Annotated in this window: 12 protein-coding genes and 1 tRNA gene; 4 read left to right on the top strand and 9 right to left on the bottom strand. The window is 67.5% G+C overall.

Translation table 11 applies throughout. The annotated features are described in order from the left end of the window. Nucleotides 1-929: 929 nt before the first annotated feature. Nucleotides 930-1,001: transfer RNA gene (locus VGB75_17760), tRNA-Ala, on the bottom strand. 522 nt (nt 1,002-1,523) lie between these two features. Between VGB75_17760 and VGB75_17755 the strand changes: the two genes are divergently transcribed. Next, nucleotides 1,524-1,673: a hypothetical protein gene (locus VGB75_17755; GenBank protein ID HEY0168895.1), complete on the top strand. Its 150-nt coding sequence runs from the start codon at nt 1,524-1,526 to the stop codon at nt 1,671-1,673. A 3-nt stretch (nt 1,674-1,676) separates the two neighbouring features. Here the strand turns inward: VGB75_17755 and VGB75_17750 are convergent, their stop codons facing one another. Next, nucleotides 1,677-1,976 carry a DUF5302 domain-containing protein gene (locus tag VGB75_17750; protein ID HEY0168894.1) on the bottom strand — a complete coding sequence of 100 codons (300 nt, stop codon included), beginning with the start codon at nt 1,974-1,976 and terminating at the stop codon, nt 1,677-1,679. Nucleotides 1,977-2,110: 134 nt separating this feature from the next. Between VGB75_17750 and VGB75_17745 the strand changes: the two genes are divergently transcribed. Continuing rightward, nucleotides 2,111-3,289 (top strand): thiolase family protein, encoded by a 1,179-nt coding sequence (locus VGB75_17745; GenBank protein HEY0168893.1) that lies wholly within the window; start codon nt 2,111-2,113, stop codon nt 3,287-3,289. Between the two features lie 225 nt (nt 3,290-3,514). On the opposite strand, the gene VGB75_17740 is transcribed toward VGB75_17745, so the two are convergent. Both VGB75_17740 and VGB75_17735 read right to left on the bottom strand, forming a co-directional pair. Further along, nucleotides 3,515-4,309 (bottom strand): hypothetical protein, encoded by a 795-nt coding sequence (locus tag VGB75_17740; GenBank protein HEY0168892.1) that lies wholly within the window; start codon nt 4,307-4,309, stop codon nt 3,515-3,517. A 77-nt stretch (nt 4,310-4,386) separates the two neighbouring features. Continuing rightward, nucleotides 4,387-4,524, bottom strand: coding sequence for a hypothetical protein (locus tag VGB75_17735; GenBank protein HEY0168891.1), 138 nt, complete (start codon nt 4,522-4,524; stop codon nt 4,387-4,389). A 68-nt stretch (nt 4,525-4,592) separates the two neighbouring features. On the opposite strand from VGB75_17735, the gene VGB75_17730 reads away from it, so the two are divergent. Beyond that, on the top strand, nt 4,593-6,815 hold the full coding sequence (locus VGB75_17730) for an EAL domain-containing protein (protein ID HEY0168890.1): 2,223 nt from the start codon (nt 4,593-4,595) through the stop codon (nt 6,813-6,815). A gap of 163 nt (nt 6,816-6,978) precedes the next feature. Here the strand turns inward: VGB75_17730 and VGB75_17725 are convergent, their stop codons facing one another. Then, the gene (locus VGB75_17725) at nt 6,979-7,512 is read right to left on the bottom strand and encodes a hypothetical protein (protein HEY0168889.1); all 534 of its coding nucleotides are present in this window, start codon (nt 7,510-7,512) and stop codon (nt 6,979-6,981) included. A gap of 5 nt (nt 7,513-7,517) precedes the next feature. Then, a complete protein-coding gene (locus tag VGB75_17720; GenBank protein ID HEY0168888.1) occupies nt 7,518-8,000 on the bottom strand; it encodes a hypothetical protein in 483 nt (160 codons plus the stop codon). A gap of 276 nt (nt 8,001-8,276) precedes the next feature. Between VGB75_17720 and VGB75_17715 the strand changes: the two genes are divergently transcribed. Beyond that, the gene (locus tag VGB75_17715; GenBank protein ID HEY0168887.1) at nt 8,277-9,029 is read left to right on the top strand and encodes a metalloregulator ArsR/SmtB family transcription factor; all 753 of its coding nucleotides are present in this window, start codon (nt 8,277-8,279) and stop codon (nt 9,027-9,029) included. Nucleotides 9,030-9,085: 56 nt separating this feature from the next. On the opposite strand, the gene VGB75_17710 is transcribed toward VGB75_17715, so the two are convergent. The 3 genes from VGB75_17710 to VGB75_17700 are packed head-to-tail and all read right to left on the bottom strand — an operon-like array spanning nt 9,086 to nt 12,155. Next, nucleotides 9,086-10,336: a hypothetical protein gene (locus tag VGB75_17710; GenBank protein ID HEY0168886.1), complete on the bottom strand. Its 1,251-nt coding sequence runs from the start codon at nt 10,334-10,336 to the stop codon at nt 9,086-9,088. A 17-nt stretch (nt 10,337-10,353) separates the two neighbouring features. Then, a complete protein-coding gene (locus VGB75_17705; GenBank protein HEY0168885.1) occupies nt 10,354-11,094 on the bottom strand; it encodes an alpha/beta hydrolase-fold protein in 741 nt (246 codons plus the stop codon). After that, on the bottom strand, nt 11,091-12,155 hold the full coding sequence (locus VGB75_17700) for an alpha/beta hydrolase-fold protein (protein ID HEY0168884.1): 1,065 nt from the start codon (nt 12,153-12,155) through the stop codon (nt 11,091-11,093). Before VGB75_17700 ends, VGB75_17705 begins: the two co-directional genes overlap by 4 nt. Between the last annotated feature and the right edge of the window lie 121 nt (nt 12,156-12,276).

Below are 12,276 nucleotides of genomic sequence, written 5' to 3'. Positions count from 1 at the left end.
TTCAGTAACTCAGCCCGCTGTCTCGGCTTCCGCCCGCACTGAGCCCCCTTTAGCAACGTTGGAGAATTCACAGGCAGCTACTACGCCGGACGACGGGTCCGCGCGGTGCCGAGTGGGAGAGCAATGCGGAAAAGGCGGCTGGCGATATCCCACCGTTGGCAGTTCTTTGAGCGATGAGAAGCTGCTGCGGGCAGCCGCAACGCCGCGGCCAGCCCATCACACACCGCCCGGGTCCGCTCCTGAGGCACTGGCGTCAAACCTCAGCCGAAACACTGATCGCGATGCCGTTCGACGCCCTCTGGCACAACGGGGAGGGCGGCTACTGGATCGAGTTCGTGCAGGTTCAAGACCGACCGTTGGCGACGCTTCCCAATCCCCGATGACCTCGCCGAGGTTCTGCGTGAGCAGCAGGACTGGGTGCGGGCCACCTGAGCTGGTAGAGCTTCGGCGCAAGACCGACCGGCGACGCCTATAGGGCCAACGGCTGCAACTAGTCCCCGATCCAGAAGAGGGCCGAGTCCGGGCGACGTGAGCACTCCTGCGCAAGCGCGCGTAGTCGGATGAGACCCCTTCGCTCTGGACCGTCTTCTGCGACCTCTAGCGCCCTAGTGCAGTCAGCGATCAATTGGCCCATGACCCCGGAAGGCAGCCTCGTCTCTCCATAGGGGTCAACCGACGTGATGACCGGCATGTCCCCTGACACCTGACCATAGGGCGGGCGATCGATGAATCGGTCGAAGTCACCAGCCGCATCGAAGGTTCCCCCGTTGGGGTCCGTCAAGCCGGTGACCGCCCGACCCGTGTGGTCTCGAAGTTCGACATAGATGCCCACTGCGCGATTCTCCCCAGCCGATGGCCGCCCCGCCTGACCAACGCGAGTTTGGTCAACGTCGGCTTGGCGGTGCGGTTCGGAACGGCACTTTCCCGAGTGGAGCCACGGGGACTCGAACCCCGGCATCCGCCTTGCAAAGGCGGCGCTCTGCCAACTGAGCTATGGCCCCGCGTGCTGGAGACCTCCAGGACGATACAACGCCCAGTTTGTCTGGCCTCTAGCTATCCATCTTCAGATAAGAATCGAACACCTAACCTCCGCCTTGCAAAGGCGACGCTCTGCCATTGAGCTATGGCCCCGAAATGCTCGTCAGAATGCCGATCCCAACCGGACGGTCCCACGGCCGGGACCGACCGGCACGGTCGCTACGGCTTACTGGTGGCATCTCCCCACACGTCTCGGGCCTGCTGCCCCCGCTGCCGGCGAAGCGGGTACTGGACACCGGCGGCGGCCATTGCCAGGCCAAGCAACTTGCGCCTGCGTGCCTCCACGTGAACTAGCACCGTTGACGCTGCATACCGTCGTCTCGATATTGGGCGAGCCCCTGCACTCGGGCACGTCGCACGGCGATGTCCAGCATCTCCGCTACCAGGTCGGTCAGCACCACCCTTGCGTTCGGGGCCAGTCGCGCGATGCTCAGACCAGCTCGCCCGTGCCCGCGGCGATGTCGAGATGCCGCTGATCCTCAGCGATGCCCAGACGCTCGATGATCGCCGTGCCGACCGGAGGACAGGCCCAGGCGATCCCGGCGGCGCAGCAGGGTGTCGGCGATCTCGCGTGGCGAGCCGGCGACGACGGTGACGGCGCCCGCCGCGGCCAGGGTCATGACGGTCAGGGCTGACCGTCAGCCGCCGCTCTTACGCCGGAACTGGCGCTTGCCGCCGGCCCGAGAGTGCACGTCATGGATCTTGGCCGAGCTGGGTCCCCCACCGGCCACGCCGTCGGCGTGCTGGCTCTTCTTACGCTCCAACGCGTCGCGGAATCGCGCTTTGACGTCGGCCGCTTCCGCGGTTGAGTGCTCGGCGTCGGCTGGGTGCTCGGCGTCGGCTGGCTGCTCGGCCTCGGTCGGCGCGGCGGGGCCGGTTGAAGCGCTCGGGTCGGTTGAAGCGCTCGGGTCGGACGGGGATTGATCTGCGGCGGCCATTGCGCCAGCCTGTCACGGCGCTCACGCGACTTCAAACGCCGGCGTCCGGCGCGAGGTCGCGACGGTGGCCACCGGCGCGCCAACGTGACCGGCCGGACACCCGCGCCGGCCGCGGGCAGGGCAAAATAGAACGCATGACTGATGTCTACATTCTTGACGCGGTTCGAACCCCGATCGGTCGTTACAACGGCGCGCTGGCCGGAATCCGCCCGGACGACCTGGCAGCCCATGTGATCGGCTCGGTGGTCACACGATCACCCGAACTCGATCCGGCCCTGCTCGATGACGTGTTCTTCGGCAATGCCAACGGCGCCGGTGAGGACAACCGGGACGTCGCGCGGATGGCATCGCTGCTGGCCGGACTGCCCACCTCGGTCCCGGGCGTCACCCTGAACCGGCTGTGCGGGTCGGGCATGGAGGCGCTGATCGCGGCCAACCGGGCGGTGGCAGTCGGTGACGCCTCGCTGGCCATCGCCGGTGGCGTCGAGTCGATGACCCGCGCGCCCTGGGTGCTGCCCAAGCCGGCCAAGGGCTTTCCGGCCGGCTCCGAGACGCTGCACTCGACCACGCTGGGCTGGCGGATGGTCAACCCCGCGATGCCCGGCGACTGGACCGTCTCCCTCGGCGAGTGCACGGAGCTGCTGGCCGAGAAGTACGGCATCACCCGACAGGCCCAGGACGAGTACGCCCTGGCCAGCCACCAGAAAGCCGCCGCCGCCTGGGATGCGGGCGCTTACTCCGCCGAGGTGGTCGGCTATCCGGGAGTGGAGCTCAGCCGCGATGAGAGCATCCGCGCCGACAGCTCGCTGGCCGCGCTGGCCAAACTGGCGCCGGCCTTCCGGCCGGACGGCACGGTGACCGCCGGAAACGCCAGCCCTCTCAATGACGGAGCCGCCGCCCTGCTGATCGGTGACGAGGCCGGCGCACGGGCCGCCGGACGGCAGCCGCTGGCCCGGATTGTGTCGCGGGCGGTGGCCGCCGTCGAGCCCCAGCTCTTCGGGATCGGCCCGGTCGAGGCGGCCCGGACCGCCCTGAGCCGAGCCGGCATCGGCTGGGGCGACCTGGCGATGGTGGAGTTGAACGAGGCCTTCGCCGCCCAGTCCCTGGCCTGCCTGGCCGACTGGCCCGAACTCGACCCGGCGATCGTGAACATCCACGGCGGCGCCATCGCCCTCGGGCATCCGCTGGGCTGTTCCGGGGCGAGGGTGGTCACGCACCTGGCGCACCAGTTGAAGGCCCGGGGCGGGGGCTACGGCCTGGCCGCGATCTGCATCGGCGTCGGGCAGGGCCTGGCGGTCGTCCTGCACGCATGATGATCAAGATCACCAAGGGCTTCAGCAGCGCGAGCGGGGACCTGGCCCGCACTTAGAGGTCCGTGGCCAACCGGGCTGCGCGAGCTACAGGGCCGCCTCGGCAACGCCGCCGCCTTCGGCGCAAGCCGCCGACCCGCCGCCAGCGCCTGACTGGGGCTACTGATCCAGCGGGTCGGCGGCATGCTGCGCCTGTCGGGTGTGATCAAGAACCTGGCCGCGATCCGATCAGGGGGTGGTGACGCGAGCCCAGCCCCAGCGCAGCTTGGCGTCCTCGGTGTAGAAGCCGATCTTGCCGGAGGTGTACGGCGTGACACCGCAGGCGCCGGTGTCGGTGTAGGTCGTCAGCGTGGTCAGTGCGTTCGAGCCGGTGCGGGCCTGGACCACCCATGTCGGCTGGCCAGAGGCGTTGACGGTCTGGGTGACGGTGACGCGCTTCCAGGAACTGAGCGAGTACGTTGGGGACGTGCCCGTCGCCAGGAAGCACTCACGCTGGGAGCCGTCCACCGGGTCGGTGTACTCCTTGGACAGCTGCCAGCCGTTGGTCTTCAGCACGACGGCCACGAAGCTGTTGTTGTTGGTGTAGTTGAAGAGCAGCCAGCCACGCTCCCACGGGTTCGGGGTCGAGCCCTGCCGCAGCTGGACCTCGTTGCCGTACTCGGCGAGCAGGGTGTACGCGCCCGAGAACGAGGCGTTGGACGTCGTGAGGCTGGAGAACGTCTGGCCCGGTGCGAGCGCGGGCGGCGGGGACTGCTGGAGGTACTTGGTCGTGCCCACGCCGCCGGGCTGGATGATTGACGTGACGCCGCGCGTGTAGGTGTTGTCGGGGTTCCAGCGGGCGCCGTCGAACACGTTGGTCCAGTTGCCGAAGGTCGTGCCCTCGGCCTTCTGGCCAACGGTGTAGCTGCTGAAGTCGTCGTCCAGCGGGGTCGCGGCGTTGGCCGGGGTGGCCCCGGCGACGGCGAGCCCCAGGGCGAGCGCGCCAGCAGCGAGGCTGGCGCGCAGGGTGGTCTTGTGGCGCATGGCGGCCTCTCCTCTGGGTGGGGGTAGATAGCCGCATTCTATAACTATTAGGTCATTTAAGGTAAATACCCCCGCCGTCAGACCCGCGCGAGGCGCTGCCAGAGGTTGGCCTTGGCGTCCACCGGCTGGCCGTCGATCACGGCCTTCTCGGCGCGCAGCCGGGCGGCCTTGTCGGTGTCCTTGACCAGAACGTGGCCGAAATGGTCCCAGTACATTGCTGATGATCCGCAGCCCATTGGACGACCGGCTGGTTAGACCGTGCGCTATGTGTGAAACTGCCATAATGGTTTCGCCGCGGCCCAGGGTCAGCAACCTGCGCCGGTCATGGCTGGAGCGGCTGCTCGCCGTGGTGCGCGAGCTCGGGGCGATCAGCGACATCGACCAGACCCTCAACCGCATCGCCGAAGCCACCGTTGAGTTCCTGGAGTTCGGCGCCGCCGCCATCAACGTCGTGGACGCCGGCGGCCAGGTGGTGGTGCGGGCCGTGGCCGGCCCACCCGGGATCGAGCAGCTGCTTGGCCGCGGCAGCTCGGTGCGGGACTGGCAGGACCTGTTGGACGCAGCCGATCCATGGGGTTCGCTGCGGTTCTTCAGCCACAAGCAGGACCGCCAGGTGCTCGACCGGATCGCCACCTGGACGGGTAATGACGCCGGGGCCGCCCAGCCCGGCGACTGGCATAACGAGGACCTGCTGTTCGCCCCGCTGTTCGACCAGGACGGATCGCTGCTGGGCGTCCTCAGCGTCGACCAGCCGGCCAGCGGCGAGCGGCCCGACCTCGAGCAGCGGACGGTGCTGGAGCTGTTCGCCAACCAGGCCGCGGTGGCGATCGCGGAGTCCCGGGCACGCGATCACGCCGAGGCACGCCGTTGGGAAGCCGAGCACCGCTGGCAGGTGACCTTCGAGCGCAGCCCGATCGGCGCGGCCATCGTCAACCCTTCCGGGGTGCTGGTCCAGGTCAACGAGTCACTGGCCAAGATGCTGGGCTTCTCGCGCGAGCAGCTGCTGGGCCGCAGCTTCGACAAGCTGACCCACCCCGATGACGTCGACCTGGACACCGCGGTCTTCCACCAGCTGGTGGGCGGCTCTCGCGACACCTACGAGAGCCTGAAGCGGATGGTGCACGCCGATGGGCATCTGGTGTACGGCCTGCTGCACGTGGGCGTGATCCGCAACTCGGCCGGTGAGCTGCAGAACGTCGTCGCCCAGATCAACGACATGACACAGCGCAAGCAGGCCGAGGACCGGCTGGCTCACCGGGCGATGCACGACCCGCTGACCGAACTGCCCAACCGCACGCTGCTGCAGGAGCTGCTGGCCGGCTACCTCAACTCCGGCCGGCCCGCCGGAGTGCTGTACTGCGACCTGGACCGCTTCAAGATCGTCAATGACAGCCTCGGTCACGAGGCCGGTGATGAGCTGCTGCTGGTGCTCTCGCACCGGTTGCGCGACGCGCTGCCCGCCTGCGTCACCCTGGGCCGCGTCGGCGGCGACGAGTTCGTGGCGCTGGTGCCCGACGTCAACGATCCGGAGCGGCTGCATGGCCTGGCCCAGGGATTGGCGTCGGCGCTGCAGCAGCCATTGGTGGTTCGCGGGCATCTGCACACGGCCAGCCTGAGCATCGGGATCACCGTCAGCGGCCCCGGCCACGACCACCCCGACGAGGTGCTGCGCGAGGCAGACCTGGCCCTGTTGCGCGCCAAGCGCCGGGGCCGGTCGCGGATCGAGATGTATGACCCGACGCAGGACAAGCCCGTCACCCTGCATGAGCTTGAGCTGGAGCACTCGCTGCGCAGCGCGCTGGCCGAGAACCGCGGGCTGGTGCCCTACTTCCAGCCGATCGTCAACCTGCTCGACAACACCGCGGTCGGCCACGAGGCGCTGGTCCGATGGGAGCACGCCGAGCAAGGCCTGCTGGACCCGGACGACTTCCTGCCGATGGCCGAGCAGACCGGCCTGATCGTCCCGCTCGGCTGGTGGATGCTGGCCACCTGCTGCCGGGCGGCCGGCGACGCCCGGTTGACCGGCGGCAGCGCTCAATGGGTCGCGGTGAACGCCTCCGGCAGCCAGTTGGGCAGGGGCCAACTGGTGCCTGAGATCCGGCGCGGGCTCGACGCGAGCGGCCTGTCCCCGGACCGGCTGCACCTGGAGATCACCGAGAGCGCCCTGGTCGAGGCCTCACCGGCGGCGATCAAGGAGGTGCGTGAGGTTGCCGACTTAGGCGTCCGGATCGCCCTCGACGACTTCGGCACCGGCTATTCCTCGCTGTCTCTGCTGCGCGACCTGCCGGTGTCGACGGTCAAGATCGACCGCAGCTTCGTCGCGCCCATCGCCGCCGACCGCAGCGCCCGGGCCATCGTGCGCAGCGTCATCGGGCTGTGCCAGGAACTGGGGATCACCACCGTCGCCGAAGGCATCGAGACCCAGGAGCAGCTGACCTCGGTTCGGGCGCTGGGGTGCAATCACGGCCAGGGCTACCTGCTTGGCCGTCCCTTGCCACTCGACTAGCTTCCGCCTATAGCCGTCGGTGACCGTAAGAACTCGAAGCGGCGGAGCCGTCCGAGTCGCGTTATGCGCTGACGGAATTTAGGCAGGACAATTCTCGGGCCTGAGGCACGCATGCGTATGCCTCTGCTCGGCTGAGCAGAGGCATGAAGGGCACGCGCGTCAGTCAGTTAGGGGTGAGCACGAACCGTCGTCCCACGATGCTTGAGAGGTCGTTGGACGGAGCACTCTGCTTGGTCTTGGTAGGCCGGTACGGTGCTGCAATCGCGCTGCTGCCGTTGGTCTTGTTCAGAACGACGCTCAGGGACGCACGCTTGGTTGCCGTCATGTACTCATGCAGCTGGCCAATAGTGGTATCTCCGTGGACGTCGTGCGGGTCCTCCTCCCAGCTACTGCTGGAGTTGGATCCACCCCCCTCGGAAGACGACTCGGCTGGCTTAGTACTACGAGTCGGGGACAGCGTCATGAAGACCAACCGGTCGGAGTCCGCGAAGTAGATACCCAGCGCGGCAGGCGGCTCTGGGACCTCCTTGACGATCCTCTGGTAGACCTCCCGCGTGGAATCGCTATCGAGGACCAGAAGCAAGGCATCTGAGTTTCGCACGCGATTTTGCTGGAAGAGTTCACGTCCTTCAGGGGTGCCGAGGTGGCGCGCCAGAGCACGACCTGCGCGCAGCCTGTCATCCCTGCGGTCACTCATGTGCCTCACCACGCCTTCGCTCGTTCGTCCCATGTACCGAACATCCAGTCGTACGCTTCCTGGTATCCAGCATCCACAACATCCCAAGACTGCTGGCCCCTGCCAGTCGATGTCGGGATCGGTATCATTTCGATGCGGCGTTCGGTTCCGTCGGGGTCGAACTCGTGTCTGTGTATTGACCCGTGCGTGCAGTCTATGCGTAGTACTTCTACCCACTCTCCTCCGTATTTACGGTACTGCATCAGCGCGAAGTCCACTATGCGGTTCTTGTAACTGTGCACTCGGAGATAAACTCGATCCGTATCTGTGATGTTCGAGTCTGTCTCGTTAACCTCGCACTGTGAGGCAGGCGGGGGCTGATACGGCCTCGGAGGTTCCGGCCTAACAGTCATGTCGACCAAGCCGGCCGAGTTCCGCATTCGCCCCTTTGCCTTAGTCACGACTCCCCGGCCCGGCAAGTTAGAAACGGGTTCAAGGCGGAGCTCCATCAGGCATACGGGACACAAGGTCTGAGCAGCATATCTAAGGCTGCCGGGCATTACCGTACGCTTCCCAACAGTGTCGGCCGATTGACCTCACGGAGCCAGTGGACCGTCCCTGGCGGGTCGCTTCCCCAAGTTCTTCCGCCTGCCAGCCGCGGCCAACAGAGCAACGGCGAGCTGCCGCGCCGCACGGACGGCATGAGCGACGCGAACCACGTGTGATGCCCGGCGGCCTTGCCCGGGCCTTGACAGGTGACTAAATAGTCACCTATCGTCGGTCCGGTGGACGCGGTGTTTCGAGCTCTGGCCGATCCGACCCGGCGCAGCCTGCTGGACGAGCTGTTCCGGCAGGACGGCCAGAGCCTGAACGCGTTGACCGCCCGCTTCGAGCTGAGCCGCTTCGGCGTGATGAAGCACCTCAAGCTGCTCGAAGAGGCCGGCTTGGTCGTGACCAGGCGTCAGGGCCGGGAGAAGCTGCACTACCTCAACCCCGTGCCGATCCGGCTCGTCCACGACCGGTGGGTGAGCAAGTACGCCGAACCGTGGGCCGCGGCGCTCAGCGAGCTCAAGCAACGATTGGAGACTCCGATGGAAAAGGTGTTCGAGATCTACATCCGCACGACCCCCGAACGGCTCTGGGAGGCGATCACCGACAGCGAGATCAGGAGCAAGTACAACTTCGGGGTGCAGATCACCTGCGACTGGACCGTCGGCTCGCGCTTCTCCCAGACCAGCCCGAAGGCCGACGGCCCGCTCGGCGAGGGCGAGATCCTCGAGGTCGACCCGCCGCGCCGGCTGGTGCAGAGCATGCGCGCGCTCTGGAGCGATGAGGTCAAGGACGAGGGCACCTCCCGGGTCACCTGGGAGATCGAGCCGGTCGGGGACTCCTGCCGGCTGGTGGTCACCCACGACCAACTGCGCGAGGGCGCCAACGAGCAGCTCTACGGCGGTTGGCCGATGATCCTGTCCGGTCTCAAGACCTGGCTGGAGACCGGACAGGTGCTGACCACGCCGGGCTCGCTCATGTACAGCTGAGCGGCCCAGGTACAGGTGCAGGTGCAGGTGCGCGAGGCCTGCTGCCTACCGCGGGCTCAGGAGCCGGCCTGCTCGTCGCGCACCCAGGCGCCCAGCAGCCCGCGGTAGTGGTCGATGAAGTGGTCGTGCTCGTGTGAGGGAAAGGTCGAGCGGACGGTGTCGACGAGCAATTGGTCGAACTCCGGGCCGGCCACCCACTCCAGCACGACCTCGTCCAGGTTGGCCAGCCTGCTGGCGCAGAACTCCTGATAGCGCTCGACGTCGAAATAGTCGTCGGCCAGCTGCCGGTAGCAGGCCAGCTTGTCCGCATAGGACAGCTCCTGCCGGTCGGCGATGTCGAAGTACCGGCGGGTGTCGAGGTCATAGCGGGCCTTGCGCCCGGTCACCGTGCAGAACACCGACCACTTCACCAGCGCCTTCATCGCCCACGGGAAGTAGTAGTGCAGGCTGGTCAGCGCGACGTCGGGGCAGGCGTTGGCGTAGTCGATCGGATAGACCTCGCCGTCCTTGACCAGCGTCTCGCAGGAGTTGAACTCCCACCGGAAGAAGGCGTTGACCAGCCGGCCGATGGTCAGCACCTCATCGCCGGTCTCGGGGGTCAGGAAATTGTGGCTGACCGAGTACCGGGCGTGCATCGGCTGGTCGGGGTCGAAGTTCATCACCATCGTCTCGGCGCCGATGGACAGGCTCCGGGCGAAGACGTCATAGCCGGCGACCGACTTCTGCAGGTGCATCAACCGCTGACCGGACTGGTCATAAGCGCGGTGCAACTCCTCCCGGTCACGGATCTGGCTCACACCGACCCACGCGCCGCCGTCGTAGGGCTTCATGAACATCGGGTAGCCGATGCGCTCGGCGATCACGTCGAGGTCGAACGGCTGGTTGTAGCGGGCGGCTGTGTAGGCGTACTTGGCGTGCTCGGGCGGGTTCTTGTAGGGCACCAGGACGGTTTCGGGAACCTTGAGCCCGAGCCGCATCATCGCGCAGTACGCGGCGTGTTTCTCCATGCTCTGAAAGGTGAACGGGCTGTTGAGCAGGTAGATGTCATCCATCAGCGCGGCCTTCTTCAACCACTCCCGCGGAACGTAGTACCAGTACGCCAGCCGGTCGATCACCAGGTCATAGCGCGGCTTGTACCGCAGGTCGAACGGCTCGATGGTGACCCGTTCGACGTCGAAGTGGTGCAGCTGCTCGGCATTGGCGCCGGTGCCCACCGGGCCCATCCGCCGCACGATCGACTCGAACGCGCTCGGCCAGTCCTCTTCGGTGCCCAGCAGCAGGCCCAGCAGGTGTGTCGTCTCCGTCATGGGATGATCATGCTCCTTCAGCAGAATCGCGGCAGATGGTGTGCCAGTTGAGCACGCCAGGACTCCCAGTCGTGCGGCACGTCGAAGCCCCACAGGTCCAGCTCGTGCCGGATGCCCTTGGCGGCCAGCAGGCCGGCGAAGGCCCGGGTGCTGGGCAGCGACTGGGTCGGGTGCACCTCCCAGGCGCCCTGGCCGACCACCAGCAGCAGGTTGACCCGGCTGCGCAGCCAGTTCAGGTGATCGCCGGAGAGGTTGGCCACGTAGGCCATCGGGTTGTTGAAGTAGGTCTGGGAACCCAGTTCGCCCCACGGATGCCAGGTCGTCGGGTCGTAGTTGCCGGACAGGCACAGGGCCAGCGGAAACAGGTCAGCTCGCTTGAGCGCGAAGTTGGCCGCGTGGTAGGCGCCCAGGCTGGACCCGAGGGTGAGGAACTCCGAGGCGCCGGCGCTGTCGTCAGACATCCACGGAGCCACCTGCTCCAGCACCCACGCCTCGTAGCCGCCGTGGCGCCAGGCGCGCTCCTCGGTCGGCAGGCTGTTGTCCGACCAGCTGTGGGCGTCGCCGCTGTCGACGCAGTAGAACTTGACCCGGCCGGCCTCGACCAGGTCGGCCACCGCCGCCAGCATCCCGTTGCTCTCGAAGTCGTGCGCGCTGCCACCCTCCGCGGCGAAGACCAGCACCGGACGCCCGTAGTGGCCGTGGGCCACCACCGTGCCGGTGAAGTGCCGTCCGGCCAGCTCGACCTGTTGCCGCTTCACGAGCCCACCACCGTCTGGATCAGCTCGACCAGCTGCGGGTCGAAGGCGTCGCGCCAAGCCGTGTAGTTGTGCACGTCGCGCACCTCGCGCAATTCCACCGGATAGCCGAGGCGGCGCAGCGCCGCGGCCATCGCCTGATTGTTCGCCAGATTCTCCTCGATGACCCCGCAGGTCATGCTCACCGGCAGCGGATGCGGGTCCGCGACGGCTTGGACCACCTCCCGCACGAACCTGGTCACCGGGCCGAACCGCGCGAACCGCCGCTCGTGGGCGTCGGACTCGACGCTGAAGAAGCTGCCGGACTGCAGGAAGAGGCCGTCGAAGGAGTTCGGGGACTGCCGGTGGGCGTGCAGCATCGCCAGCGCTCCGAGGCTGGCGCCGGCGCCGACTCGCACGGTGCTCGGCGCCGCCTCGGCCAGCGCCGGCAGCACCTCGCCGGCCAGCGCCCGGGCGTAGGCGGGGTTGACCGCGTACCAGCGGTTGCGGTCTCCCGGGGCCAGCAACGCCACCCGCAGCATCGGCAGCCGGCCGGCCTCGATCAGCGCGCCGGTGAAGGTGGTCAGCCCTGCCAGCGAGTCGTACTCCGGCCCGTCGTGGACGATCAGCAGCGGCGCCGGCTGCTGGGCCTCCAGCGCCTGGGGCGACCACAGCCGGCCGCGGATCGTGCTGCCGAGCTCTCGGCTGCCGATCGCCAGATCGGCGACGCTCGCCGGCGCGAGCGGCAGGTCAAGCCATGCCGGCCTGTGGTAGTCGGGGAACTCGATCACCGATTTGTCGCCGAAGGCCCCGCTCACGCGCAGCGGGTTCGCCGGGTCGGGAATCGTCTCGCGGCCCTCGTTGGGGTGGCGCAGCTCGAGCAGGTACTCCATCCGGTCCACCGCCGGGCGCTGCACCCGTAAGGTCCACCAGCCTCGCCGGTAGCTGAAATCCAGTTGATCCCCGGGGATCCGGATGTCCTGGGACAGCCGGACTCCCCGCAAGCGGGCATGCGGGTCGTGCAGCCGCAGGGTCACGCCGATGGCGTCGACGACCGGGCCGGCGGAGGTCGCGATAGTAGTCATCGAATGTGACCCTAGCGCCGACGCCGGCCAGTCGCTCACCCCCCGAGGACCACCAGCCTCGACCTGAACCGGCGAACTCTGCCAAGCTGTTAGTTCCAAGCCGGGGTCATACGAGCAGGGA

Source organism: Jatrophihabitans sp. (assembly GCA_036399055.1).
Classification (GTDB): Bacteria; Actinomycetota; Actinomycetes; order Mycobacteriales; family Jatrophihabitantaceae; genus Jatrophihabitans_A.
Note: the sequence above shows the minus strand (reverse complement) of the source record. Positions and strands in the feature narration are given on the sequence as shown.